The 25,785-nt window shown below is 38.3% G+C and carries 30 protein-coding genes and 1 pseudogene; 6 read left to right on the top strand and 25 right to left on the bottom strand.

Going from position 1 to position 25,785, the window contains the following annotated elements; translation table 11 throughout:
* The gene (locus TY49_RS09925) at nucleotides 1-1,245 is read right to left on the bottom strand and encodes an MFS transporter (protein ID WP_156972653.1); all 1,245 of its coding nucleotides are present in this window, start codon (nucleotides 1,243-1,245) and stop codon (nucleotides 1-3) included.
* 328 nt (nucleotides 1,246-1,573) lie between these two features.
* On the opposite strand from TY49_RS09925, the gene TY49_RS09935 reads away from it, so the two are divergent.
* Nucleotides 1,574-3,316, top strand: coding sequence for an AAA family ATPase (locus tag TY49_RS09935; RefSeq protein ID WP_041965753.1), 1,743 nt, complete (start codon nucleotides 1,574-1,576; stop codon nucleotides 3,314-3,316).
* A 315-nt stretch (nucleotides 3,317-3,631) separates the two neighbouring features.
* On the opposite strand, the pseudogene TY49_RS09940 reads toward TY49_RS09935, so the two are convergent.
* The 3 genes and pseudogenes from TY49_RS09940 to TY49_RS09950 all read right to left on the bottom strand — a co-directional run.
* Nucleotides 3,632-3,832: pseudogene (locus TY49_RS09940) on the bottom strand (STAS domain-containing protein); the annotation flags it as partial.
* 45 nt (nucleotides 3,833-3,877) lie between these two features.
* Nucleotides 3,878-4,153: a YkvA family protein gene (locus TY49_RS09945; RefSeq protein ID WP_041965754.1), complete on the bottom strand. Its 276-nt coding sequence runs from the start codon at nucleotides 4,151-4,153 to the stop codon at nucleotides 3,878-3,880.
* A 177-nt stretch (nucleotides 4,154-4,330) separates the two neighbouring features.
* The gene (locus TY49_RS09950; protein WP_041965755.1) at nucleotides 4,331-5,092 is read right to left on the bottom strand and encodes a MerR family transcriptional regulator; all 762 of its coding nucleotides are present in this window, start codon (nucleotides 5,090-5,092) and stop codon (nucleotides 4,331-4,333) included.
* Nucleotides 5,093-5,214: 122 nt separating this feature from the next.
* Between TY49_RS09950 and TY49_RS09955 the strand changes: the two genes are divergently transcribed.
* A complete protein-coding gene (locus TY49_RS09955; RefSeq protein WP_041965756.1) occupies nucleotides 5,215-5,859 on the top strand; it encodes an alpha/beta family hydrolase in 645 nt (214 codons plus the stop codon).
* Nucleotides 5,860-5,876: 17 nt separating this feature from the next.
* On the top strand, nucleotides 5,877-6,614 hold the full coding sequence (locus tag TY49_RS09960; RefSeq protein WP_041965757.1) for a uracil-DNA glycosylase family protein: 738 nt from the start codon (nucleotides 5,877-5,879) through the stop codon (nucleotides 6,612-6,614).
* A 27-nt stretch (nucleotides 6,615-6,641) separates the two neighbouring features.
* Here TY49_RS09960 and TY49_RS09965 read toward each other — a convergent pair whose 3' ends face one another.
* From TY49_RS09965 to TY49_RS10005, 10 genes are all read right to left on the bottom strand, one after another.
* Nucleotides 6,642-7,277 (bottom strand): hypothetical protein, encoded by a 636-nt coding sequence (locus tag TY49_RS09965; RefSeq protein ID WP_041965758.1) that lies wholly within the window; start codon nucleotides 7,275-7,277, stop codon nucleotides 6,642-6,644.
* Nucleotides 7,267-7,791 carry a sigma-70 family RNA polymerase sigma factor gene (locus TY49_RS09970; protein WP_232310429.1) on the bottom strand — a complete coding sequence of 175 codons (525 nt, stop codon included), beginning with the start codon at nucleotides 7,789-7,791 and terminating at the stop codon, nucleotides 7,267-7,269. The genes TY49_RS09965 and TY49_RS09970 overlap by 11 nt, the downstream gene beginning before the upstream one ends.
* A gap of 118 nt (nucleotides 7,792-7,909) precedes the next feature.
* Entirely contained in the window at nucleotides 7,910-10,195 is a 2,286-nt protein-coding gene (locus tag TY49_RS09975; RefSeq protein WP_041965760.1) for an ATP-dependent DNA helicase, read from the bottom strand.
* 115 nt (nucleotides 10,196-10,310) lie between these two features.
* Nucleotides 10,311-10,439, bottom strand: coding sequence for a hypothetical protein (locus TY49_RS25415; RefSeq protein WP_264190894.1), 129 nt, complete (start codon nucleotides 10,437-10,439; stop codon nucleotides 10,311-10,313).
* Nucleotides 10,440-10,782: 343 nt separating this feature from the next.
* Complete coding sequence (locus TY49_RS09980; RefSeq protein ID WP_041965761.1) at nucleotides 10,783-12,003, bottom strand: helix-turn-helix domain-containing protein; 1,221 nt, start codon at nucleotides 12,001-12,003, stop codon at nucleotides 10,783-10,785.
* Nucleotides 12,004-12,182: 179 nt separating this feature from the next.
* Nucleotides 12,183-13,466: a S8 family peptidase gene (locus tag TY49_RS09985; RefSeq protein ID WP_041965762.1), complete on the bottom strand. Its 1,284-nt coding sequence runs from the start codon at nucleotides 13,464-13,466 to the stop codon at nucleotides 12,183-12,185.
* 428 nt (nucleotides 13,467-13,894) lie between these two features.
* A complete protein-coding gene (locus tag TY49_RS09990) occupies nucleotides 13,895-14,641 on the bottom strand; it encodes an STAS domain-containing protein (RefSeq protein ID WP_041965763.1) in 747 nt (248 codons plus the stop codon).
* Nucleotides 14,628-15,290 carry a cobalamin B12-binding domain-containing protein gene (locus tag TY49_RS09995; protein WP_041965764.1) on the bottom strand — a complete coding sequence of 221 codons (663 nt, stop codon included), beginning with the start codon at nucleotides 15,288-15,290 and terminating at the stop codon, nucleotides 14,628-14,630. The genes TY49_RS09990 and TY49_RS09995 overlap by 14 nt, the downstream gene beginning before the upstream one ends.
* Before the next feature lie 12 nt (nucleotides 15,291-15,302).
* Nucleotides 15,303-15,671 carry a bilin-binding protein gene (locus TY49_RS10000; protein WP_041965765.1) on the bottom strand — a complete coding sequence of 123 codons (369 nt, stop codon included), beginning with the start codon at nucleotides 15,669-15,671 and terminating at the stop codon, nucleotides 15,303-15,305.
* Nucleotides 15,668-15,973, bottom strand: coding sequence for an antibiotic biosynthesis monooxygenase family protein (locus TY49_RS10005; protein WP_041965766.1), 306 nt, complete (start codon nucleotides 15,971-15,973; stop codon nucleotides 15,668-15,670). Before TY49_RS10005 ends, TY49_RS10000 begins: the two co-directional genes overlap by 4 nt.
* Nucleotides 15,974-16,150: 177 nt before the next feature.
* On the opposite strand from TY49_RS10005, the gene TY49_RS10010 reads away from it, so the two are divergent.
* Nucleotides 16,151-16,936, top strand: coding sequence for a GNAT family N-acetyltransferase (locus TY49_RS10010; protein WP_041965767.1), 786 nt, complete (start codon nucleotides 16,151-16,153; stop codon nucleotides 16,934-16,936).
* A 39-nt stretch (nucleotides 16,937-16,975) separates the two neighbouring features.
* Here the strand turns inward: TY49_RS10010 and ltaE are convergent, their stop codons facing one another.
* Nucleotides 16,976-18,001 carry a low-specificity L-threonine aldolase gene (gene ltaE, locus TY49_RS10015; RefSeq protein ID WP_041965768.1) on the bottom strand — a complete coding sequence of 342 codons (1,026 nt, stop codon included), beginning with the start codon at nucleotides 17,999-18,001 and terminating at the stop codon, nucleotides 16,976-16,978.
* A gap of 135 nt (nucleotides 18,002-18,136) precedes the next feature.
* Between ltaE and TY49_RS10020 the strand changes: the two genes are divergently transcribed.
* The gene (locus TY49_RS10020) at nucleotides 18,137-18,562 is read left to right on the top strand and encodes a CBS domain-containing protein (protein ID WP_041965769.1); all 426 of its coding nucleotides are present in this window, start codon (nucleotides 18,137-18,139) and stop codon (nucleotides 18,560-18,562) included.
* A 44-nt stretch (nucleotides 18,563-18,606) separates the two neighbouring features.
* Here TY49_RS10020 and TY49_RS10025 read toward each other — a convergent pair whose 3' ends face one another.
* The 4 genes from TY49_RS10025 to TY49_RS24620 all read right to left on the bottom strand — a co-directional run bounded on the left by TY49_RS10025 (nucleotide 18,607) and on the right by TY49_RS24620 (nucleotide 20,930).
* Nucleotides 18,607-19,071, bottom strand: a complete 465-nt coding sequence (locus TY49_RS10025) for an STAS domain-containing protein (protein ID WP_198135606.1) — start codon at nucleotides 19,069-19,071, stop codon at nucleotides 18,607-18,609.
* A gap of 126 nt (nucleotides 19,072-19,197) precedes the next feature.
* The gene (locus tag TY49_RS24960; protein WP_023614008.1) at nucleotides 19,198-19,335 is read right to left on the bottom strand and encodes a hypothetical protein; all 138 of its coding nucleotides are present in this window, start codon (nucleotides 19,333-19,335) and stop codon (nucleotides 19,198-19,200) included.
* A 695-nt stretch (nucleotides 19,336-20,030) separates the two neighbouring features.
* A complete protein-coding gene (locus tag TY49_RS10035) occupies nucleotides 20,031-20,639 on the bottom strand; it encodes a hypothetical protein (RefSeq protein ID WP_156972654.1) in 609 nt (202 codons plus the stop codon).
* Between the two features lie 141 nt (nucleotides 20,640-20,780).
* Nucleotides 20,781-20,930, bottom strand: coding sequence for a hypothetical protein (locus TY49_RS24620; protein WP_156972655.1), 150 nt, complete (start codon nucleotides 20,928-20,930; stop codon nucleotides 20,781-20,783).
* 295 nt (nucleotides 20,931-21,225) lie between these two features.
* Between TY49_RS24620 and TY49_RS10040 the strand changes: the two genes are divergently transcribed.
* Entirely contained in the window at nucleotides 21,226-21,363 is a 138-nt protein-coding gene (locus tag TY49_RS10040) for a BA3454 family stress response protein (protein ID WP_232310430.1), read from the top strand.
* A gap of 182 nt (nucleotides 21,364-21,545) precedes the next feature.
* Here the strand turns inward: TY49_RS10040 and gloA2 are convergent, their stop codons facing one another.
* The 6 genes from gloA2 to TY49_RS10070 form a co-directional block, all read right to left on the bottom strand.
* Nucleotides 21,546-21,932, bottom strand: a complete 387-nt coding sequence (gene gloA2, locus TY49_RS10045; RefSeq protein WP_041965774.1) for an SMU1112c/YaeR family gloxylase I-like metalloprotein — start codon at nucleotides 21,930-21,932, stop codon at nucleotides 21,546-21,548.
* A gap of 12 nt (nucleotides 21,933-21,944) precedes the next feature.
* Nucleotides 21,945-22,346 carry an anti-sigma regulatory factor gene (locus TY49_RS10050; protein WP_041965775.1) on the bottom strand — a complete coding sequence of 134 codons (402 nt, stop codon included), beginning with the start codon at nucleotides 22,344-22,346 and terminating at the stop codon, nucleotides 21,945-21,947.
* Between the two features lie 4 nt (nucleotides 22,347-22,350).
* A complete protein-coding gene (locus TY49_RS10055; protein ID WP_041965776.1) occupies nucleotides 22,351-22,707 on the bottom strand; it encodes an STAS domain-containing protein in 357 nt (118 codons plus the stop codon).
* A 263-nt stretch (nucleotides 22,708-22,970) separates the two neighbouring features.
* On the bottom strand, nucleotides 22,971-23,987 hold the full coding sequence (locus TY49_RS10060; RefSeq protein ID WP_041965777.1) for a C40 family peptidase: 1,017 nt from the start codon (nucleotides 23,985-23,987) through the stop codon (nucleotides 22,971-22,973).
* Between the two features lie 394 nt (nucleotides 23,988-24,381).
* Nucleotides 24,382-24,813 (bottom strand): hypothetical protein, encoded by a 432-nt coding sequence (locus tag TY49_RS10065; RefSeq protein ID WP_052442150.1) that lies wholly within the window; start codon nucleotides 24,811-24,813, stop codon nucleotides 24,382-24,384.
* A gap of 105 nt (nucleotides 24,814-24,918) precedes the next feature.
* Nucleotides 24,919-25,779, bottom strand: a complete 861-nt coding sequence (locus TY49_RS10070; RefSeq protein ID WP_041965778.1) for a DUF421 domain-containing protein — start codon at nucleotides 25,777-25,779, stop codon at nucleotides 24,919-24,921.
* Between the last annotated feature and the right edge of the window lie 6 nt (nucleotides 25,780-25,785).

The following is a 25,785-nucleotide window of genomic DNA, read 5'->3' on the forward strand; positions in this document are numbered from 1 at the left end:
CTAACCCTCTTCTGTTAAATTGTTTTCTGTCTCAAGGATGAATAGATCTTTCTTTGACTGCAGGAAAATGATTGAAGTCAATGCAACAGCCAGCAGCAGCCCCAGTGCCGAGAATGCGACAGTAACTGTTTGCAGTTTCACTAATTCCGCTAAATAACCTAAAAGTAATGTTAAGACGATTTGGACCATTGCCTGAAAGAAGGCAAACGCACTGCTGAACCTCCCCATCAAGTCTACAGGTACATTGTTTTGGAAAAATGTTGTATAACCGGTAAACGAGAATGGAGAAAAGAACCCAATAATTATAAAGCCAATTACTGCTAGAGGTACTGTGTCTGGAGAAGCAAGATAAAACATTAAATATCCTGTTACAGACAAAAACGACCCCAATCCTAAGAGCATTTTTATGGAAAGACGATTCGCCAGAGCTGCCACTGCAAATGAACCAACCACATACCCCGCTCCTGTAAGACTTACCAACAGTCCGTAATTCTTTTCCGATAAGCCGACAACTTGCTGAATGAAGGTTACCTCCTGAGAATCAAGTGCAAATGAGATTAATGTAATGAACTGAAAAATCAGGAAAACCACCATAAAACCTGCTGCTGTTTTCCCAAAATTGATTACTGCCTTCCAATCCGCTGCGATCATCTTCATCGTAATTCGATCTCTGTATTGTTCATTAGTTAACCTTTCATCAACATCTGGCAGGAAGAAAATTGCTATAGCACATAGAAAGAAAGTTACTGCATTAATATAGATACTTGTACTTATGCTCCCATACATGATCAGCAGTCCAGACACACTGGGTCCAACCAGCATAGCCCCGGATGTTGCAAACGAAAAAATTGAATTGAAGCGTTTTCTCTTTTCAGGAGGAATAAGCTTCGTTATGTAAGTTTCTGAAGTAGGGCCAAAAAATGCCCCCGCTATATTAGTTAAGAACATAATTATATAAATCGGAACTAGAGAAGTAAATAATGGAATGATCGCTATTAAGATACCACGAAGGACATCGATGAAAATCATTAACCTTCTCTTATTGACCCGATCAATGACGCTGCCAGCCCAAGTATTAGTCAGGAGGATCGCCAGCGGCCTGATGATGAATAATCCTGCAATCGCAGCAGCAGAGCCTGTCAATTTTAATACTAATAAATTGATAGCCACAAAATAAATCCAATTACCAATGTTTGAAATCCCAATTCCTAGAACCAGTAGCATGGGATTCTTCCAGCCCTTCAAACAGACCCCTCCTGAGTGCACAAAATAAATGTCAGAATATTACTTAAGTATTTCTCTTTCCATCCTATCTTTACTTTCCAAAAGTTTCAAGTAGCTATTCAGCTCACACTTGTATTTTTTTCCATTTACGATTAATGTCACAATTTGTCCACATGAATTTTCCCAACACCAAATACAAAAAACCTGCTCTATACCCGTCTTAGCAACATTTCTAAACATCAAGCCTATTAATTTCATTTATTTACCACTGCGAGTCATACAATTTACCCATTCATAACGTTGGTATATTACTTATAATGGTATTTAGAATTAATAAGGAGCTGAAACTATGAATTCAAATCCGAAGTTTGTTTCTAAGATCCTTCCGCTTTTTGCGGCGTTTATGGTCATAATTACGTTAGCAGCGACATTTGTCGTTCAAAATACTGATGATAAAGTATCGGTTCCATTTTCTTCGCTTGTCAAGTCCATTGAGGGCCTAAATGGTGGCGAAGCAACACTTATTGAAAAAATGGATGGAACACTTGTACTGGAGACAAAAGATTCCACATTTGTTTCCCAAGTTCCTCCTGGCAGCCAGATGGTTGAAAAATTAGTAGAGAAATATAATATAAACTATGAGTATATGAACAACAGCAAGTATGGCGCTTGGATCCTTGGTGGAGTCTTATTGCTGTTGATGGGTACTGCGTTCGTGATCCAAAAGAAAACAGGAGGTATAGGCACAGGCAATAGAATGAAAAACAGTTTATCAAAGCCTAACCCCCTGCCTTCCATTACCTTAGCAGATGTAGGTGGATTGCAAGAAGAAATGAAAGAGGAAATCATCCAGACTCTATCAATCTTGAAAAATCCAGATCAATCATCAAAGATGGGCATTAAGCCTCCAAAGGGGATTCTATTATACGGACCTCCAGGCACAGGAAAAACCTTACTCGCACAAGCTATTGCACGTGAATTGAATGCCAATTTCTTCTCAGCCAGTGGATCTGCATTTAATGAAATGTTCATCGGCGTAGGTGCATCGCGTGTCCGCAGCTTGTTCCAAAGTGCCCGCAAGCAAGGCCCTGCTGTAATTTTCATCGATGAAGTCGATGCTCTTGCAGGCAAGCGTAAACCCCATGGCGGTGAAGAAGGTGAAAAGACATTAACAGAGCTTCTTGTCCAGCTTGACGGGGGACATTCTAACGATGGCATTCTTTTCATTGCTGCAACAAACAGAAAAGACATGCTTGATGATGCTTTCCTGCGCCCTGGACGTATCGATTTCTCATTTAACATCCCTCTTCCTGATACGAAAGGGAGAAGGGAAATCATCGATATCCATATTAAAGAGAAAAACCTTTCTGACAATGTAGTAGCATCATTGGATGACCTGGCAGAAAGTACTTCTGGATTCTCAGGCGCAGAGTTACATTCAATGTTTGAAACTGGCAGTAGACGAGCGTTAAGGAATGGACAGGATTTCATTTCGAAGAGTGATATAGATTATGCTCTCGATCGAACAATACTAGGTAGCACGTCCCGCACCCTTCAGGATGCCGACACAAAGCGCAGGGTAGCAATCCATGAGGCGGGACATGCTCTCGTATCAGCTGTCACTAAACCTGGTTCAGTCCGTAAAGCAACGATCATTCCTCGGGGACAGGCACTCGGTTATGTGGCTCCAATTCCAAAAGAGCTTCAATTGTCCACACACAGCGACTTGATCGACCGGATTGCCATGATTCTTGCAGGCGGTGTCGCTGAAAGGTTGATTCTTGGTGAGCACAGTATCGGGGTAAGCGGGGATGTCCAACAGGCTAAACAGATCATTGAGCAAATGGTAGACACCGGATTGCTTCAGGAAGGTTTCTCACTTACATTTAGCAAAGGCTTAAAAGAAACAAAAATGCAGGAACTTTTCGATGACGCTTTAGAAAAATCCGAAATGATCATAAATGCCCACCAGAATCAATTTGAACGACTAGTAGAAGAATTGCTAAAGAAAGAAACACTTGATGGTTCTGAAGTAGATGAGATCGTTCAGAATAAAACTGGATTTCGTGAAGATCAATATATAATGGCTTAAGAATAAAAAGCGCAAGAGACTCGAGGGGCTAGGCGCTGGAGCTGGTTCACGAATACTGCATGTAGATATCCACAACTAAATAATTTTATTAAACAACAAAAGTAAAAGGCTTTCCACAATGGAAAGCCTTTTACTTTTGTTGGCTCTTTTCTCAAATTATATTGCAGTGAATACAAATTAGAATTGAATGAACCGCGTATCTTCGCAAAGTCGACTTTTAGAAAGAGAAACGAGCATGCAAACTTAATACCTACCTACAAAATCGTTAAAATCGGCTTTAGAATTTTAACAACAATCTTTACGAAGACAGACATATTATTTTTGCTCAAGATCCTGGGCCAGGCTTGTTCGAACTTCTGTTTCTATAAAGGAAAGCCCGAGCTGTACGGCTGTCTGGGCTATTTCAGGCCTGATACCAGAAAGTGTTGTCTTCACGCCTATTAATTTCAATGCATTTAAAAGCTGGAATAACTGGTGGGCAACCATTGTGTCTATCATCGCCACACCGGATAGATCATGGTGGTCCAATGACTCCATGTATTAGATTTATCTATCTGCCTTTTAATCTAGATTATGTTTTTCCTTTAACTCAGGGGGAGCCATTTTTATTATTTGTTGGAAAATGATAAGCAGCACGCCTACATCATCTACAATCCCTATCAGGGTTAAGAAGTCTGGGATGATATCAAACGGCAGCAGAAAATAGCCGATGATTAAACCAGTTGAAATGACTTTTTGCTTTACTGGGACCATTTTAGAAGTAAAGAACTCTATTAAAAAAGGGAAAAACCTTTTTACTTTAAATATAAGCCTAATTCTTTTAAAAAACTTTTTCATAAAAAAACCTCCTTCATACTAGTAATACCCTCATTCACTTTTATGGAATCTATAAACATCTAAGCAGACAAAAGAGCTGTAACGCTATATCTTAATACGTAGGAAATAGAGATTTGTTTCACTCAGAAACAAATAAACAGCCAATATCAATTGGCTGCTCGGGTATATTAATCTGATTTACTTTTCTTGCTGATCGCAATAGTAATGTATTGCTTCTTTAAAGAACGCTGCTAGTCCTTGTTGGTATTTGTCTATATTTTTTGTGAACCGTGGGTCATCGACATATAAATCCCCAAGACCGCGAAATATATCCAGGGTGCAATCATAATAATGATCAGTGATAAACCGGCGCCAATCCGCTACTGCCCGCTGCACTCCCGGGTCTTCTGGACCGTAGTCCATTCCGGCCATGATCCGCTTATAAATTTCATCTGTCTTATTCTGGATTTCCCCCCAGTCTTCAGAAGAATATCCAGCGGTCCTCTTCTCTACTTTTTCGACAGTCTCCTTACCGTATCTTCCCTTCGCTTCCTCACTATATTTCTTCTGATGTTCTTCGATTTCCTTCATATCAAAACCTTTGAACATATCCTTATTCTCCATTTGATAACCTCCTTCTATTGAATCAATTGTCATTTCCACTGTCCGGATAATCTCTTCAAGCCGCTTTTTTTTCGCTAAAAGCAATTCTTTATGCTTTTTGAGATTTTCTTTGCGGTTGAACTCTGGCCGATCAATAATATCCTTGATTTCATGAAGAGAAAAATCCATTTCCTTGAAAACTAAAATTTGCTGTAGGCGCTCAAGATTTTCATCTGAATAAAGTCTGTACCCAGCAGAGGATACCTCCTCCGGTTTGAGTAAACCAATACGATCATAATGATGCAGAGTCCGCACACTTACTCCAGTCGTCTCCGCAACTTCTTTTACTTTGTACATATCTCGATCACCTCCACATTAAGATCGTAAACTATGACGCAGCGTCAAAGTCAATATATTTTTGCAATTCCATTTTCTGAAAATTCATGTATAATAGAGAAAACTTTTAAGGAGCTATGAAAATGTACACTTTTACCAAAGGTTCTGTCGCCGGTTACAAGAACCAGCCAGTTCCATTTCAACTTATCAAACAGAATAAGCAAGCAAGTTCCCTCGTCGTCATGCTACCTGGAAGAGGATATACTGTCCAGGGACCTTTATTTCATTATTCTACTGGAGTCTTTTTAAATAAAGGTTTTGATGTTCTTCATGTTAACTATGATTACAATACTGTTCAATCAGAATCTTTAACCTTGGAAGAAGAAATACGTCAAATAACGGAGGATGTCAATTCAGTACTAGATCATATCCTTAAGTACCAGCCATACCAAACTTATACTTTAATCGGAAAATCACTGGGAACGATAGCGCTATCTTCAATAGTAGAACGAATTTCATTAAAAAACGCAAAAATTGTCTGGCTTACTCCGCTTCTGCAATTGGATTATGTTATGGATAAGATGCTTTCATCATCACAAAATGGTCTTTGCATCATTGGTGATGAAGATCCATGTTTTATATCTGAAAAATTTGAGAAACTGAAAGAAAAGGAAAATATACAGACACTTTTACTGCCTGGAACAGAGCACAGTCTCAACTATGCAGATCGGCCAGTTGATTCGATTGATGTATTGAAAAAGGTAATAACTGAAATTAGCAACTTTTAATGTAATGGGGGATAAGCATGAACAAGCTGGAGAAATACTACAAGAAAATTGCAAATCTCCCTTTAAAAGAAAGTTATAGTCGAGGCGAACTATTAACTTTGGATTTTATGATGGCCAAGGAAAATAACATTGAAATTTACTATTGCACTCATAACGAATATATCAATAAAAAGGCCAAAGTGTTTATTGTAGGAATTACACCCGGGTACCAACAAATGAGTAAGTCGATTGCGGTTGCCCGAAAATGTTTAGAGGAAAACCTTTCTCTTGATGAGGTAGCTTATATTTGTAAGCGTGAGGCAAGGTTTTATGGGGTACTTCGCAGTAACATCATCCAAATGCTCAATGATTTAGACCTGAATAACTTTTTGGATTTAAAAAGCTGCGAGAAGCTTTTTAACGATAAAGATTACCTGCTTCATACCACTTCTCTCATTCCTTATGCAGTCTTTATCAATGGAAAGAACTATACCGGCCATAGCCCGAAAATCAAGAAGAATGAATTATTGACTTCTTTTCTGGCAGAATTCTTCGAGCCCCAGGCTGCCTTACTTAAGGATGCTCTGATCATCCCGCTTGGTAAAGGAGTCGAGGAAATCATAGCAGAATATACGCGAGCAGGCATAATTAAGGAAAATAATGTCTTATACGGATTCCCACACCCTTCAGGTGCGAATGGCCATCGCCTTCACCAATTTAATAGTAATAAAGAAAAAATGAAGATAAGGATTAATGATTTTTTCCAAGAAAGATAAAAGACCAAGAATCTTGGTCTTTTAAACTTACTCAAATGGAATTTCTTCCTGATATGCCTTTTTGTATTTGCTCAGCATTTCTTCTTTATGTGCTTCACTTTCGATCATAATGTCTCCGTAAACCGGAACAACTGTATGCCAGTCCTGTTCTTCATTCTTCCTCGATACAAATAAATAGCTTTCTCCTTCTTTTAGCAGATGGTCATTCTCCACCAGTATCAGGTTCTGCCCTTCATAGCCCCCCTGCTGATTGACTGTTACCTCATCTTGTAATTCACCCTTGATATTCTCAGCCACCTCCACTTTGAACTGTGTTTCAAGCATTCCTCTTTCTTCAGAAGTTCCAGACATCTTTATGACTTTTCCAACGAACACATTGTCAGCCCATCCGACAAGCCTTTGAGGGTCAGTAACATCAAAAGCATGACTGGTTTTTACCGTTTGAATCACAGGATTTTCAGGAGGTTTATTTGAAAGCAATCCAGGACCGGCGATTCCCAAGGCAATGATCGCAGCAATGCCGGGTGTTGCAAAGGCGAGCCATTTCTTTTTATTGCTTTTTCCTATCTCCATTTTTGCCTTTTCAATCCCTATTCTGCTCCGGTCACTCAATTCTTTTGGGATTTCAATTTTATTCATTTCTGATCGGTTTTTATTGCTCATTTGCCTCATCTCCCTCCAAATCTTTGCGAAGCTTCCCCAATCCCCGGTACAATATTGTCTTTGCTGTACCTAGTGGTATATTCAATGTTTCTGAAACTTCTCTTAAAGTCATTCCTTGATAAAATCTAAGAAGGATTACACTTTTTTCTTCCTCCCGCAGCTCTTCAATCAATCCCTTTAATGTAATTTCGGATGTTAAATCTTCATCAACTGCTCCGGAAATAAATTCATCAAAATCGGGCTTCAGCGGCACAACCTTTCTCCTTTTTCTTAGAATGTCGAGAGAACAGCTGATGGCTATTCTGATCAGCCATGACTTAAAATATTTAGGCTCGTTCAGTTCTTTAATGGATTTAAAAGACTTGTAAGCTGTTTCCTGTACAACATCCAATGCGTCATTCTGGTTTTTCACATATATAAACGCCATCTTGTATAGATCTTGCTCATATTGCTGGAAAAGCTCGAGAAATGCTTTGTCATTTCCCTTCTGTGCTTTTTTAATCAACTTCAGCAATAGGTGCACCCCCTTGTTACCGTTCTTATTCATTAGACGGAAGATTCGCCGCTTTGGCTTTAAATCCTCTAAAAAAATACAAAATAAAAACATCCTATACTACAAGCAGGATGTTTCCCTATAAAATCACATATCTTCTCCATACATCTGGAAGCAGGGATTGGTATTTTTGCTGTAAATACCGATCATCGATCAATATGATTGTTCCTGTATCTTTTTCTGAGCGTATCAATCTGCCGCCAGCCTGAAGCACTTTGTTCATGCCAGGATAAACATAGGCGTAATCATATCCATTTTTCCCTTTGGATGAAAAATGCTGTTTGATCAAATCCCGCTCAAAGCCGATCTGAGGCAGACCAACACCTACTACTATTACACCATTCAATCGGTCACCCTTTAAATCCACTCCTTCTGAAAAAACACCTCCCAGGACGGCAAACCCTACCAATGAACCTGATCCATCTGCTTTAAAGGATTCCAGAAACGCTTCACGTTCGGCATCTGCCATTCCTGTTCCTTGTACAATTGTAGGTATACCGTGATCGCCAAGATTCCATTCTTCCAATACCGAATTAAGATATAGATAGGAAGGAAAGAAGACTAAGTAGTTGCCTGGCTTGCTTTGAATGGTTTCGATCAGTGTTTTAACTATTGGTTGTATCGAGTTCTCTCTATCCTTATATCTTGTTGATAAAGGATGAATCATTACCTGGTTTTGTTCTTGTGAAAATGGAGAAGGAATTCTGACAACATAATCATCATCATCTCCACCCAACATATCCATGTAATAACCAATTGGACTCAAAGTCGCCGAAAAGAAAACACGAGCCTTAAAGCTTTTACCTGCTTGCTTGATCAGATAAGAAGGATCAAGGCAAAATTGCTTTACTATAACCTCATTCCTTTGAACCTCTGCATATAAAATGAACCTTTCGTCAACTAGCTTGCTTATTCTTTGCCAGTTCTGCGCGGAGAAATAGGTTTCAAGCAAAAGCTCTGAATCCCCTGGACTCTCTCTTAGCAATTCTTTTTCAGCATGGTCAATAAATTCCAGCACTAACGGATTAAACTCCCCAATTGGCTCCTTGAACTGAATCGTTTTAGACGGTTCAGCCTGCTTTCTTATTTTGATAAAGAAGTCGTTAAGCTTATTGGTAATATCATGAATATCCTTATTTCTCTCTTTATACTCTCTTTTAATCTGCAAAAATGGCGCCTTTTCCATAGTGGATGAAAACATATCCCTGCCTCTGTCAACCAAGTTGTGGGCCTCGTCAACAAGAAGCACAGTTTCTTTTTTATGGTCATCAAATAAACGCTTTAAAGAAACTTTTGGGTCAAATATATAATTATAGTCACAAATGACTGTATCAGCCGCATATGCAAGGTCCAGAGAAAATTCGAATGGGCAAACCCTATGTTTGAGGGCGTATTTTTCAATACAAAGCCTGTCTAAAGAGTTTTCATTATGCAAAATATCGAGTATTGCTTCGTTTATTCTGTCATAATAGCCATCCGCAAACTCACAATGCTCCTTGGTGCATATCCCTTGTTCAGTAAAACAAACCTTGTCCTTTGCTGTTATGGTTACTACATTCATATGAAGACCTTTAGCAAACAGTTGACTGAAAGCTTCCGCTGCTGTTTGCCTTGTCGTTGTTTTGGCAGTTAAGTAAAAAAGCTTTTTCAGGTGGTTCTCGCCTATAGCTTTGACGGACGGAAAGATTGTGGATATTGTCTTGCCGATACCTGTAGGAGCACTAGCGAAAATAGTCTTTTCTTCCTGGATTGTTTTATACACTGAACCAGCAAGCTGCCTCTGTCCCTTACGGTATTGAGCAAAAGGGAATTCCAGGTCTTTTATGCTCTGTTTTCTTTTCATTTCATGCTCTAAATGTAATTTCGCATAAGGAGCAAATACAGAAACCATATTCAATATGGCTTCCTTTAGCTCATTATATGTGCGGGTTCTTATGAATCTTTTCATTTCACCAGAGGATTTCTGTACATAAGTAAGCTGGATATCGACACAATCAAGTTCATGTTCCTGCATGTACATATAAGCATAGCATTCTGCCTGGGCCCAGTGAGCAGGATTAGTATCCTCATCGATAAGGTCAAGGCTTAAAGAAGTTGACTTTATTTCATCAATGGTAGTACGTCCGCCATTTAAAAGAATCCCGTCACATCGTCCTTCTATAATAAAATGAAGGCCTTCATACTCTATTTCTGTCTTTAAAAAAACTTCACTTTGATCATGCTCGTTATATGTATTTTGGACTTCACGATGGATTCGTGAGCCTTCGGTAAAAGATGAAGCAGTCCTGAACCCAGATACGATACTCCCGCTTCTATGTACATACTCAGCCAAAGTTCTTACCGATATCTTAATTTGATTCTTCATCCACTCACCTGGCCCATAAGTTAAATTCTTATTTTAATTATAGTACATACGTTCTGATACATCCAATAAAAATAAAAAATCCGCCCCAGTGAATCCTGGAACGGATTAATATCTTTTACCAATGGCGTGTATTTTCAAGTAAACGGTCAATTTCAATTTGGTTCAGTGTAAAACTCAGATCAGTTTCAGCAATTTCCGTTGTCTCATCCAACAGCTCGTCAATATCCATGCTAATTGTTCCCATACCGAACCTCCTCATATATTTCAGCTGGACAAAATGTATTTCCGGCTTCGTGAAAATAGTTCGTATATTATATGAGGGTTCTGGGGGTAATTTAACGCAGTGAAAATTTTCCCAAGTTTATGAGGGTTTTAATAGTTTTAGGAAATTTGACTATAATTTTTTCCGACTTCTTGAAATAACTTACCTGATTCAAGAAACAAAAAAGACCCTAAATGGGCCTTTTTTGTTTTATTTAATCAGATTGGAGGCAAAATTGGCGGCATTCCAGCAACTAAAACACCTAAAGCCATTGTACTTGTTGAAAGTAAAGCAACTAACTTCTTTTTCATTTTCATTCCTCCATTTAATTAATTTTTTCAATATATTTTACTGCTTGATCAAACCTGCCTATCTTTTGATAGTGGTTTGATAGCATTTTGTAAAATCCAATTAACTCTTCACTTTTTCCGTCACTTTCTTCCAAGTAAGGTATTACTTTGGATTCTGTATAGGCAAGCGACTTCTCAGGGGATTCAAGATTCATTAAGTAATAGTTTGAAAGTATTCTATATTTACGACTACCCAACATCTTGGATAGTTCATAAACCTCTAAAAACGCTTCTCGAGCCCTATCTTCATTACTCAACTCTAGATATATCTCTCCAATAGAATAAGTTGTGATTAAATAATGGGTGTTTTGGTTGGTTTGTAAGGTTTTACTCTTTTCAAAAAATAATATCGCATCTTCGTAATTGTCCAATTTCTTTTGCAAGTAACCCATATTGTGATAAATCTCCGGAAGCAGTTTGGTTTCTTTTAATAACTCTGCATTCCTGATTAAATGTTTAAAACACTCTTGAGCTTCTTCGTAAATTTTTGAGTGAGTATAATTAATTCCTAGTAACATCATTGCGTGGAGTATTCGTTTAAAGTTGTGATCTTCCATGAACTCTTGCAATGCAAGCTTTCCGTAATAAATAGCATAACCTGGCTCTTCTAAAGTTGTCTTGGCGATTGCTCGATGGTAAAATAATTCACCACTTGAAATTTCAATCTTCGAATCTTTACCAATGGAACCTAATAAGTCGTCGGCTTTTTTATATATCCCCTTCTTTAATAACCATACAGCATAAAGATAGGAAAATAAAGCCAATTGAGGTTGGGAAAATATATTCTTCTGTTTGTTTAAAAGATCATATTGCTTTTGTGCGTCAGCCAACAGTTCCTTAAATATTAAATACCTATATTTAGCGAGCTCATATGTATGTAGATTTGTAGTAAATGGAATAATACCTTCAAACTCCTTTAGTTTTTCCATTACATCATCAGCTTCATCGTTTAAGTAATAATCAATTTTCTCATTCAGTTCACCGACCAGCTGCTTAATCTGTCCTTCATTTTCTGTAATAGATGAAAGGTTGACGCCAAGTCTCTCGAGCAATAGGCCCATTGTTTCTTCGTTAGCTTCCTTCGAATTGCTTTCGATCTTGCTTAGATGGGGAACTGAACATATGCCATTAGCCAGTTCCTTCTGTGTTAAACCTTGCTGGATCCTATAAAATTTAATGAGTGGTCCGAATTGCATACGTTCACCTACCGTTTTCTTTTAATCTACCATCTTTTCTAACATTTTAAACAGACCAAAAGTACTATTTTTTAAAAATTCTATATTTTATAAATTATTTCTTCATATATTACTACAAATCATGAAATAAAGCCACCCGGATCAATCAACCCGGATGGCTGGCTAGTTGTCAGCTTTTATTATTTTACGCGTGGGAAACCGAAACCAGATGCATAATCGTCTCCAGTTGCTGCTCCTGTTCCACCTTTGATGTCATAAAGCTTAGCCCGTCTTTGGATTTCTGAACGAAGCTGTGAGTTGCTCCAGTACTTGTTAGAAGACCAAAGCTTCGCTGCAAGACCAGCAATATGCGGAGTTGCCATTGAAGTACCACTCATTGTCGTGTAGTTTCCATCTACTGCAGTTGAGTATATGCCTCCGCCAGGAGCAGAAACTTCAACATCTTTTTCCTGGATATAGTAGTCGCCGTCAGTATTAGGGTTTCCGCGAGAAGAGAAGTTGGATACTCTATGAGTTCCGTTGACGAATGCGTTGTCAAGTGATGCAACTGCGATGGCATTTGTCAATGCGCCAGGGTAGCCAATAGTGTTCGCATATGGACCGCTGTTCCCAGCAGCTGCTACTACAAGCGCACCTTTGCTGTATGCATAGTCAACAGCGCTCGCGATCATTGAATCTTTTCCGCTTGATCCAAGTGACATATTGATGACTACTTTCGTTCCTGTTCGTACTCCTTCATCAGCAGCATGGCGAATCGCTCCTGCGATGTCATCTGAGTAACCTGAACCGTTATCGCCAAGAACTTTATAGCCCCAAAGTTCAGATTGTGGTGCTACACCATAGATACCTGCTCCGTCATAACCACCATTGGCGACAGCTGTTCCGGCAACATGTGTCCCGTGTCCCTGACGGTCGGTACATGTTCCGTTAACCAAAGGTGAACTTTGTGTAAAGTCTTTACATTGTTCGACATTATCAGTTAAGTCGATGTGGTTGCGGTTAATACCAGTATCTAGGACAGCTACCTTGATTCCATCGCCGCCGCTTGTAGATTGGATGTAGTTATCATTATAGATCGCTTGAATGCCCCAAGGAGTTTGGTCAGATGGATATGATGCCTGGACAGTGTAATCCCCCTTGTCTTTTCCTTTACCATTGCCATTTCCTTCAACACGAGCATCAATTGTGTGGATCCCAACCTGAGAAACATCGATATTTTTGTTCTTTAACAATGCCTGGTATTGCTTGCTGTTTACTTCTGCTGTAAATCCTTGATTACCAAAGTCCCATCGCTTGCCATATTGTTCTTGCACTTTCGCTTTCTCGGCACTCGGACCCTGAATCAAAACTCGATAAGTATCCTGGCTTTCTGGTGTTGTAGCACCAAAAGCCCCTGTCGCAAACATGGAAACACCCATTGCCAAACTAAGTACTGCGGATCCGAATATTCTTTTCTTTTTCATTCTTTTGCTCCTCTCGCCTTCAAAAAATTTTACAGCTTGCCGGCTGCAGAAATAAGTATATTTTAAATTTTCAGCCAATATCAACTGTTAACCGAGCCTATCTGTTTGGGAAAAATGAAACACAAAAATACAGTATTGACGCTATTTTGGAAGTGTATTACCATTTGCATTTCCAATTTAAAAACACGTTTCCAACATGATAGTCAATTTCTGTTCAACATGTTTCTTCCTTATATACATTTAAATTTAGTGCCGTTAACGATAAGAAAATGGCATAAACGAACTGGTAAATCATGATCCAATAATATTGGGAAACCGCTTGCTTTAGAAGGCATTTATAGAAAAAAAGACCCATAAAACAAGCTCCAATTCACCTCATTTATCGGGACTAAAAAAAAAACTCCGATAATTTTATCGAAGCGTTCATTCTATATTAGTTTGTTAAATGCTTTGCTGAGACTATTTAGGAACGGTACATCCGGCACTGTTTTTGAATTATTAAGATAAAAGGCATGATTTGGCTTAATTCCAATAATACAGGGCTGAAGCCCCATTAACTGGAGTTCCTTAACAAGAGATACGAATGCTTCTACTCCTTCGTTTGTTAAATCTCCGACTCCATTAAAATCGAAAAGTATTTCCAGATAGCCCCCTTGCTGGGTTTTATCCAATACACTTTTTTCATTTTGGCTGATCAGTTCCTCGTCCAAATTCCCAAAAAGAGGCACCAATGCCGCGCTTTTTGTTAACTTAATGAATGGGCAGGAAAGACTTTTAATCTCAAATAATGTTTTTTCAACCAGCTCTTTTTTTTCAAGAAGCTCAATATTCGTTTCGGCTAGACGTTTGCGATGTTTCTCAACAATACTTTCTAACTCAGCAAGTCGATGGTCTTTCTCAATACAAATGACATGGCCTTTGTCTTCATTCCAATTAACACTTATGTCAAACAGGGCATATGGGGATTCTTTTGTTTTCATGATCAATTCACCTTCTGCCCTGCTTTCTCTATTACCTAGTATATTTGTTGCTTTCTTATGGCTTTCCCAGTCCACTAGCTCAAGAAACATATCTCCTATTGAAAAAATCTCTGCGCCTATTTGGGAAAATTCAAGAATATTAAAGTCACGATCTAATAAAAAATAAGGTTGTGGTGAATATTTAACATCTGACATTCATTTTCACTCCATGCTGATGACGATCAAGCCAATCATTTACGTCTTCCAGGTTCTTCAGGAAAAGCGTCCGATCAGAACCATATCGTTCAAATTCATACTGACTTAACAGTCGTCCTCCAACAATTACCACTGGGTGATGCGGAAGCTCTTCTAACTCTTTAATATATGGGCGAAGGTTTTCTGCATGGTACAAGATTGAAAACGACAGACATATAGCATCCGGTTTCCACTCCTCAGCTGCTTTTTTGACATATTCCAGAGGAAGGTTCGGACCATGGAATTTTGTTTCCCAACCATACTCACTAAATAGCTGGCTAGCCATTTTCAGGCCAAGAAAATGCTGTTCATTTTCAACACAAAGAAACATCGCTTTTTTCCCATTAGAGGATATTTGCTTATCTATTCCATTTTGCCAATTGTACCGTGCCAGTATATAATCACAAGTCGAAGTTGCCAAATGTTCATCGGCGACTGTAATTTTGTTGGTTTCCCATAAGTGACCGATATGCCTCATTGCAGCAGTAATGATATTTTCATAAATATATAAACTGTCCTTCGAAGCTTTTCGCTCATCTTCTATCAGTTCCCAGGAGGTATCCTGATCGCCCTCGAGCAAATGTTGGGCAAGCTCTATAGCCTTCTCCATTGTCACCTCACCTCATTCATTTATTATTGCATCATCTGATAATGATTCAATCGCGATTTCAAGCAACTTGATCAATACTCCTGAATGTTCGTCTGCATTCATCTTTTCAAAAGCGTTCTTCAATCTTTGAAAATTATCAACAAGGTGCTCTGTCTTCATCCCTCTGGAGGTTAGGATTCCATTTAGCCAAAGAGCATAATCAACGAAGTATTTTTCTTCGCCCATGGCAGCCGCTGTTTGAAGATATTTAATATGATGCTCATTATCCTCCTTGCATTTCTCTCTTCCACGTTCCCCGAATTTTTCGAGCAGGATTGGATTGTCTTTGTAGATTCCGTCGGTAACCTCTTCTATAATAGCGTTGATTTTTGAATGATTCATTCAGCTACCACCTTATAACGCCCAACAGATGGTCGGATTGATGCAAGTTCCTGGTCTGGATAGTTCTTTTCCAGTTCATGAACTTTCTTATATGCGTCACTGGTAATGTATTTTATATAATTTTCCTTTGAATCCCAGGAAATTTGAACGGTCAACTCTGATGGCTTTTGTTCGTTTTGAAGCAAATGAAAGGAAATGAATCCTTCATACTCATCTACCATTCTAGATCTTTTTTGATAGATGCCTATCACTTCATCAACCTTGCTTTCTGGTATGTTCACAGTTGAATGAACGATATACATACTCCATCCCCCCCTATTTCCTTTTAAGACATAGTGCCATTATACATTTCTAGGAGTCTCCATTCAAATTAACGACTTTCACAGTAGAAATAGTATTTTTTCACTATTAAAAAAAGACTTGTATTTTTCTAACATTTAAAATAATATACTTAAAAGCTTTGAAAGGGAGAAACTGGTATGATTAAAAAACTAAAAGCAAGTGATAACGAAATGGTTATGGACTTTTTAAAAGATGAAGCTGCATTGAACCTCTTCATAATTGGTGATATTGAGGCGTTTGGTTATGATTCTGATTTCCAGGAGCTGTGGGGTTTTTTTGGAGAAGATCATGATTTATCAGCGATTTTGCTTCGGTTCCACAACTCTTTCATACCTTATGCTAAAACTGGCACAGTACCCGTGAAAGAATTTTCCGAGATTATAAAGTCATTCCCTGATAAAATTTTCTTATCTGGAAAAAGTGATTTGGTTGAAAAATTCGAGACTATACCTGGGATCGAACTTGGCAAAAAGCAAGTGACATATTTCGCTGAATGTAATACTGATGAGTTCATTGGACAAACAAAATGTGAAATAAAAAAAGCAAATACTGAAGATTTGGATCGAATAATCGAATTAAGAGCTGGGATTGAAGAATTTCATCCTAATCCAAATGCGCGCAAAATATTAATGCAATCTATGGAAACAGGTACCGGGAGAACCTATTACCTTGAGCAGGATGGACAGATGGTTGCTTCAGCTTCTACGGCTGCGGAAAATTCAATGTCTGCTATGATTGTTGGAGTATGTACTCACATCGATTATCGACGAAAAGGACTTGCAACCGCTGTAATGCAAAAACTTTTTAAAGACGTTATGAATGAAGGAAAGTTATTATGCCTCTTTTATGACAACCCTGAGGCAGGCCGGATATATAAGCGGTTGGGTTTCGTGGATATCGGGAAGTGGACCATGTATCGGTGATGAAAAATAAAGCTGGATGTGAGCCATCCAGCTTTTTTCTTATTGTCTGGCTACCTTGGCGATTGCTTCGATTGCCTCCTGGATTTGATCTTCTGTTACATCATAATGGGTTACGAACCTAACAAAAGTAGGGCCAAATGTACCGGAGATGACTCCTTCAGAACGCAGTCTCTCGACAAAAACATCTGAAGTGATGTTCAAGCCTTTTACATCTGCGACAACTATATTTGTTTCGGGCTGCCTGGCAAGCTTCATTCCCGGGATCGTTTCGATTGCTTCAGCCAAAACCCTTGCATTCCATTGATCTTCTCCAAGTCTATCTTTCATCTTTGTCAGGGCAATCAAACCAGGTGCAGCAATGACACCTGCCTGCCTCATACCGCCACCTAGGCGCTTCCTCCATTTGCGTGCTGTTGTGATAAATTCAGCATTACCAGCTATGATTGAGCCAACCGGAGCTCCTAGTCCCTTTGAAAGACATATTTGAACAGTATCTGTGTATTTAGCGAATTCCTTCACATCGACACCTGCAGCTGCTGCGGCATTGAACAATCTTGCACCATCGAGATGAACAGGCACTTTATTGGCTAGTGCAATACTATAGATTGCTTCCATATTTTCGACAGGAACGACTGCTCCCCCTGCACGGTTGTGAGTATTCTCCAAACAGATTAGTCCTGTTTCAGGATAATGGATATCCTCAGTTCGAATTGCATTCAAAACCTCTTTTGGCTCCATTGCTCCTCTGGCCCCTGGAATGGTCCTGGTCTGGACTCCGGCAAGGGCAGCTACAGCACCTGATTCATAATAAAAAATATGGGATTCTTCCTCCAAAAGCAATTCCTGTCCTGGCCGACAATGAGTTAGAACCGCTATTTGATTCCCTTGTGTACCACTTGTAACAAACAAGGCTGCTTCCTTTCCTAATATTTCAGCTGCAGTTTCTTCCAACTCCCTGACTGTTGGATCCTCTTTATATACATCATCGCCCACCTCAGCAGAGTACATGGCTTTACGCATTTCTTCAGTAGGTTTCGTGACAGTATCACTTCTTAAATCAATCATTACTTTCCCCTCGTTCCTATGTAAATTTGTTATTTATTCATATTTTAACAACTCAACCTGCAAAAAACTAACAGTTTCCCCTTGATAGCATCCGGGTATTCCTTATATATACACAAATTAAAGGAGGAATACAGTATGAATATCGAAAAAGTAATGACTAGAGAGGTAGAATATTGCAGCCCTGATACACCAATTCACGAGGTGGCAGCAAAAATGAGAGATCTCGATGTTGGTGTCATGCCAATTTGTGAGGGTGACCAACTGACAGGACTTGCTACCGACAGAGATATTATTCTGAAGGCTGTTGCTGATAACACTTCAATGGAATCACCAATATCCGAGGTAATGACAACTGATCCAGTGAGGGGTACTGTCAATATGACTGCCGAGGAAGCTGCAGACTTGATGGCAGACGTACAAATTCGCAGACTCCCAATCGTTGAAGACGGAAAGATGATTGGAATTGTTTCATTGGGAGACCTTGCCGTAACTCATAAACTGGATGATGAAGCAGGACAAGCTTTAGAAGAGATCTCCACTCCTTCAGAACCAGAGAAGTAAATTATCGTAAAATAACCCGCCAGGAAAAACCTGGCGGGTTATTCTTATTCTGAGATTTTTCTGAATTCCACGCCCTTTTGCTTCATCAAATGTTTTAAGGCTGCTTGAAAGGTTGAAAAAGATTGTGCTTCTAATTTTATTCCATCAAGGACCATCCGCTTGACCAATTCTGGATTCATTCCTACAAATAACGTTTCGACACCCATCAATGAGATAGCAGAAGCCATCTCATGAAGCTCCCTGCCTATTTCTTCAAGGCATACATCCTCAATTCTTTCTCCACTAATATCCGTTAAGTCTATAATTGCCGTTTCAATGTCTTTATTATGGATAAAGTTAAGAACTTTCCCGCGTATTTTATCAAAACGCTCTGCTCGAATTAACCCTGTAATAGGTATCAGTATTGTTTGAGGAACAATAGAAGGTATAATTGGCGCGGACATTTCAGAAATAATCGTTTCATATTCTTGAATTTTTCTTTCTAGCTCCTCGAGCCTATTTGTTTCCAAAATTCCAAACCCCCCGGTGACGTAGAATTCTCCCTGCTTTTACTATGATACCTTTTGAGGAATTTTTTGTATAGAAAAAAACTGCTTCAATTAAAGAAGCAGTAAGTAAAAGGTAACCCTTTTGATTCAATTTATAACATTAATTAAATGCATGATATCTTCATAAATCTGCTCTTGATATTCGTCATCACAACATCTTTTATAATCATCAATTAAACGTCCGAGTTCTTTTAAAAAGATTAACTTTTCCTCTTCATTGATCATGGCAAAATTCTCCTTAACAGGACAAAAGTCATGTGTGTGGTCTAACTTATCATATTTAACTGATTAAAACAACAATAACTTTTCCAGACTATATTATTATATTTTGTATATTTGGAGAAACTATGCATAACGCAGTTCAAAAGTTTAAATTAGTTTAAGAAAGGAGCAACCATGTTACATAATATTTTTAGGCTGTGTTTGCTGCTCATATCGTGGTCGACATTATTGTTATACCCCAAACGTTCATTAAAGCGGTTTCTTCCGGTCACGATATTTGTTACAGCTTTAGTCTCGATATTATTGGTATTATCTCACCCATATAAACTATGGAAAGTCTCGGGTGGTATCGGAACCCGAATTTTCAATGATCTTAGTTTTACACTTGGCCCATTTTTTGTTACAAACCTCTGGGTGTTCCGCCTGGCCTACGGGAATCTTTGGCAGTATTTAGGGATTAATCTGGTGATTGACTATTTATTAGCATTTCCCATCACTAAGCTTTTTAAGAAAATGAGCATCTATCAACTAGAGCGACTGAAACCAATGTATTTTTTCAGTATTATTTATTCATTTGCTATTTTCGCTTACGGCTTCCAGTATTTTTTTCAGAAGTCTAAAAGATAAATGCTGTTCATTATAGTTTGCTTAAATGATTAAATTAAAATAAAAACCCTTCGATGGAAGGGTTTTTTCGTCTATTCTTCATCTGTAGTGATATTCTCCATGACCAGTTCGACCCCTTTTGTATTCTCAATATAATTGATTACAGGGTCAATTTCGTTTCTTAGTTTAGGAGTCAACGGCAATTCAATTCTTTTATCATCATATGTGAATATCACTTTATCAGGTGTTAAGGTACCACCCTCTTTTTTGTTGATTTGTTTCATCTCGGTAATTTCATTCCAAGAATATTCGGTTTGTTCTAATTTCCAGAGCTCATCATAATACAAGCCATTCTTATCCATAAAATAATAATTGTCAATACTCAAGTAACCACCTGCAGCCATAATCACCAGGGTGAAAGCAGCGGCAATAAAAACATTGAAACTTCTCTTTCTTGATTCATCAGTTTTAAAAAGGTATATGGCCATGAAGATCAGTAACACAGGTATAATCAAAAAAACCGCAACCATCGTAATATAAGATGACATCGGACTGTCAAAAAACCAGTGCGAACGGTCAAGGTAAACTGAATTGTGAATAAAAGATACGATAAAAATCCCAATTGGTACAGATGCGAAGAGCAGGATAACAGCGACTGTTATCAGCAAACTCCCGGCACGGTCAGCATTATGTGCACTCAAAATCTTGTTCCCCTTTTCTAAATCTCTATATTTCCATAATATATATTCAACCAAAAGCAAAAAATTTCCTGCATAAATTGGAAACTTTTTTCTTTGCAAATACAAAAAAAAAGCCGGAATGATCTCCGGCTTGCTTTGATCTTATTTTCTCAAGTTTTCCTGATCCTTTAACCTATTTTGCTGGTCGGGAACTCTTCCTTGATCCTTGAATTCATCTATCTTTTTATCTTCGCCAAGTTTTTCTCGTTCGTATTCAACCAAGCTTTGCGGGTCTTTTTTTGAATTATCCATGAGCTATTCCCTCCTTAGCATTAGTATTCATGCTATTCCCCTTAAGGAATATAGCCAAACCCGCTGGCGAGATGTATATGATGGTTGAGGAGCTTTTCCTCTAACCACTTTGCATTAAAGCGAATTCCAACAAACTTTTGATTGACTTTTCACGTGGCAATTCAGCATCCAGACACATATCATCAACTAAAATATAAACTTCTGCCAGTCCAGTAGGTTTACCTAAATCGTTAAGATGGTAATTAGTATAACAAAGGGGTTTAACATCAAGTAAAACAAGAAGAAAGGAAAATGTATGATGAGAGAAATCACAGTAAGCGTAGACCTAAAAGGGAAAAATTATTTAACCAACGTCATTGCTGACCGTGAAACATCTGAGGAAGAAATCCTAGAGATGGCACGTAAGCAAGTTCACGAGCAATGGCTCTTTTAAAATAACGAAAAGGATGTTCAGCTGCTGTCGCTGAACATCCTTTTTTATTATCTTGGGTGGATTTGACACCAGAATTGCACTTTACTTTTTTGGGACATTTAAGTCTGCTCAAACCAATTGCACAGAGCAACAATGCGGTACAAATTTAAGCGTGGAAATCGAGACAGAGGATATTACTGATATTACTTTTCATATAATTCAATTGGTAATCCATCAGGATCGGTAAAGAATGTAAATTGCTTATGAGTTAGTGGATCAATTCTGATAGGTTCCACTTCCAATCCTTGCTTTTCAAGATAATTTGCATATGAAGATAGATTTTCCACAGTGAAAGCGAGATGCCTGAGACCAGCAGCCTCAGGATAACTCGGGCGTGCTGGAACGTCTGGGAAAGAGAACAATTCAATTTGATAGTGACTTCCAATACTTAAATCCAATTTATATGACCTTCGTTCTTCTCTATAAATTTCTGAGACGACCTTAAAGCCAAGGACTTTTGTATAAAACTCTTTTGACTTTTCATAATCTGAACAGATAATGGCGACGTGATGAATCTTCTCTAGCCTCATTCAAATCCCTCTTTATCTAGCCCATTTGGCAATCGTGATTTTTGTACCAGCTCCTGGCATAGAATCAATATCAAAGCTGTCCATTAGCCTTTTAACCCCCGGAAGTCCTGCACCAAGACCGCCTGAAGTTGAAAACCCATCCTGCAAGACCATCCTTATGTCATTAATACCTGGCCCATTATCAGAAGCAGAAATCTGGATTCCTTTTCTTCCGTTCTCCTCTAATACCTCAATAGTAATTTGACCGCTGCCCGCATATAAATAAATATTTCTTGCGAGCTCAGAAATTGCTGTCGTTATTCTTGCCTGGTCAACTCCACCAAATTGGAGATCTTTTGAAACCTCTCTCCCTTTTTGACGGGCCAGCACTATATCAAATTCATTATTAATATTAATGATAATCGGTTCTGTCATTTGGCTAACCCTCTAACAATTGGCTTAATATCGAAATTCCTTGCTCAAGATCCAGTGCAGTATGGACATTCTCCATTGTTATGCCAAGTTCTATTAACGTAATGGCGACAGCAGGCTGGATACCTGTAAGGACAGCTTTGGTGCCCATCAGGCTTGTCATTACGATTACGTCGCCCAATACTTTTGCAATGAACGAATCAATCATATCGACTGAAGTCAAATCAATTACGACACCTTTTGCTCCTGTATCTTTAATTTTATTCAACAAGTCCTCTTGAAAAGTCAATACCGTTTGGTCATCTAATTCTACTTGAATGGAAACTAATAAATAATCTTTTAACTTTAGTATAGGAATTCTCACTTTATATGCCTCCAAATCGTTAAACTACCAGAATTCACTATGTACAAATAATTTTAATCCAAGATGGTCTACATCCAAACACTTGCACGTTAGCAAATAAGATTTTAATTGGATTATACGCTATATATCAAGTGGTTTACAAATTAAAAGCAGTGTTTATTGTATGATAAGTGAATAGGAACAAAAAATAAAAATAAAATAAAAAAACCTCCTGTCAGGAGGTTTTAAAATTCAAAGAGGTGGGTAAAGGTCTATATCATATACTAAAATGTAGTTTTTGCACCCAGGTAACGCGGCTTCCAATAGGAGTTATTCATATCACTGATTTCTACTCCTCTTGAAGAACCGGCATGAATAAACTTGCCATCGCCTAGATAAATGCCTGCATGGGATGGCCCTGCCTTATATGTCTCAAAGAACACTAGGTCTCCTACACTTGGTGAAGAAACAGGTTTTGTAGCATCCCAAATGGACGCGACTGTTCTCGGGATTGAAATTCCGACTTTGCTATATGCATAGTTTAAGTATCCTGAACAATCAAACCCAGCCGGCGTGCTCCCTGCCCAAACATAAGGTACACCTATATACTTTTTGGATTCAGCAATTAATGAGTTTACCTTAGAGGTAGAACCATATGTCGCCATGACAGGAGTACTTGCAGTTGATACATTAGTAGCAACTGGTGTTGAAGCTGAACCGGATAGCTTCAATACCTGACCAGGGAAGATAAGATGAGATTTCAGATTATTAAAAGACATCAATTGTGATAGCGATAAATTATGGCGAGCAGCAATCGTTGACAAATTGTCACCGCTACGGACTGAGTATGTGCTGGATGAGCTGGCTGGTGCTGTTGTTGCAGTTGTAGCAACAGTCCCAGACACTTTTAATCTTTGTCCAGGATAGATCACATCAGATTTAAGTCCGTTCAATGATTTAAGTCCGCTAATGGACATTCCATTTGATTTTGATATTCCCCATAACGTATCGCCTGTCTTTACGACATACGTAGAACCAGATGTGCTTACGGCAGTACTAGCACCAGTTGAATGACTGTGCGGCGCTAAAACTGATAGTTTTTGACTTACATAGATGGTTGAGCTTGATAAATTATTCCACTTTTGAATATCATTTATAGCAACATTATATATATTTGAAAGTTTCCATAAAGAATCTCCAGATTGTACTGTGTGTAATTTATCATGAGCACTTGCAGAACCATTGAATGAAGTAAATAAAATCCCGGCTGTTGCAGCCACCGTCAAAAGCTGTTTTTTCATGTTAGAGCAACTCCTTTGATTTCGATTACAGCTTAATAGTAGAGTTTCCCAAACTAGTTTTGAATCTATAAATATTGGTTTGTGAGGAATTGTTTTCCTCTGGTAAAAATACCGTTTACATGCCAAAAATGAGCCAAAACCTATTATTTACAGGGTTTTCAGGCTCTTTTTTCCTTTTAATAACACTTTTTGTTACATGAATGAAATATAAGCTTAATCTTGTTGTAACTTTAACAATCTATGCCAGTTTACCCAGCCTGTTTTATTAACAAGGGAAAAAGGAACTAATTAATTGAACAAACAATGATATTTACTTTATATGAGGTTAATATTATTTTTAAGTGAAAAACAAAAATCCCGCTGTAACAGCGGGATTTTTGTTTCTTGCAAGTTATTAAAGGTTGCGCTTAATCAGTTGATTAGCCAAGTGATCGACCTGTTGGCTGTTTCCAGTTTCTTTGGCAGCTGATGCAATTTGATTAATCATCTGACTGCTTTCAGGGTTTGTCGAGGTTGTCGAATGGAATCCATTAGATGGACTTGACTTACCAGTATTCAATCCAGATGTGATTTCTTTTGCAAATTCTGTAAGTCCTGCAGCCACTGGCTTATTAAAAGCTGTTCCGGCATTTGAATTTTGGAAAAGTTGCCTCATTCCATCTCCCATGCGATTTCGAAAAAGAAACGCTGCTGCAGCACTCGCTACAACTCCTACAATCGAATACGTCATGGAGCGATTTCTCTTACGTCTGTATCCGAACATTTTCATCATGTTTTGAGGTATATTCGTTCTCATCAGCGTGGAAATCCATGCAGATCTATTCATCGGCAGCACCCCTTTATAAATTAGAGGAGTTCTAATAATCCCCTCCTTCTTAGTATTCGATATCTGCAAATTGGTATTCCGGAAAAAGATTACATAATAAGCTGTCTATTCTTTCAAAAATGGTCTCACTTTATTGATCGCTTCTTGCAATTTTTTAGCGTTCTTATTGTACATTTCCTTAGTACTTGTCGACTCTGTCCCTAAAGCAAACAATTCTAGGTCTGCCTGGCATTTATTAAGCATGGCCAACAATAATTTCCTCGGTTGAGGTGATGGAATCTGAAGTTGGTCATCGTAAGTATCAATGCTTAATTTGCCATAAGAATCAACTTGACCTAAAAAAACATTTTCAATAGTCACTCCTAGATTGTCTAGCTCAATATCCAGCCATCCTTTGTTTTTACCAACAGATGCTAATTGGTCATGCATTACATTTCCATCCATGATGACAGTATAGGTCTCCTTTTCAGGAGCGACAGGCATGTTTAAATCCTTTGGTGTAATAGGAATCAATTCTTTTTTTAGCAATACACTTATGTCGCCTTTTGGCTCCAGAACAGCAAACTCAACATCTGATGTCTTGAAAACATTTTTCTGTCTTAACAAAGAATTCAATTCATCGATCGTGTATTTTTCCTTTTTCAAATTCTCTTCCATTACTTTTCCATCTTTTATTATTACCGTTGCCTTTCCTTCAAAAAACTCACTAAACTTCTTGCTTTTAATTCCTAAGAGGTCATGTAAAAATGTAAAAGATCCGAATATTACAATGGCCAAAACTCCATGAAACAAATTACCATCAAGACCCATTATTACTTCACCAGCAATACTTCCTATCGTGATGCCCGAAACATATTCAAAAAATGACAGCTCGGACAGTTGCTTTTTCCCGCCAATTTTCGTAATTGCAAACAATGTCACCACAAATAACACAGACGAAACAATTATATGCATCCATTCATTCATTTTCTC

Source organism: Mesobacillus selenatarsenatis SF-1, assembly GCF_000813125.1.
In the GTDB taxonomy this organism is placed as follows: Bacteria; Bacillota; Bacilli; order Bacillales; family Cytobacillaceae; genus Mesobacillus; species Mesobacillus selenatarsenatis.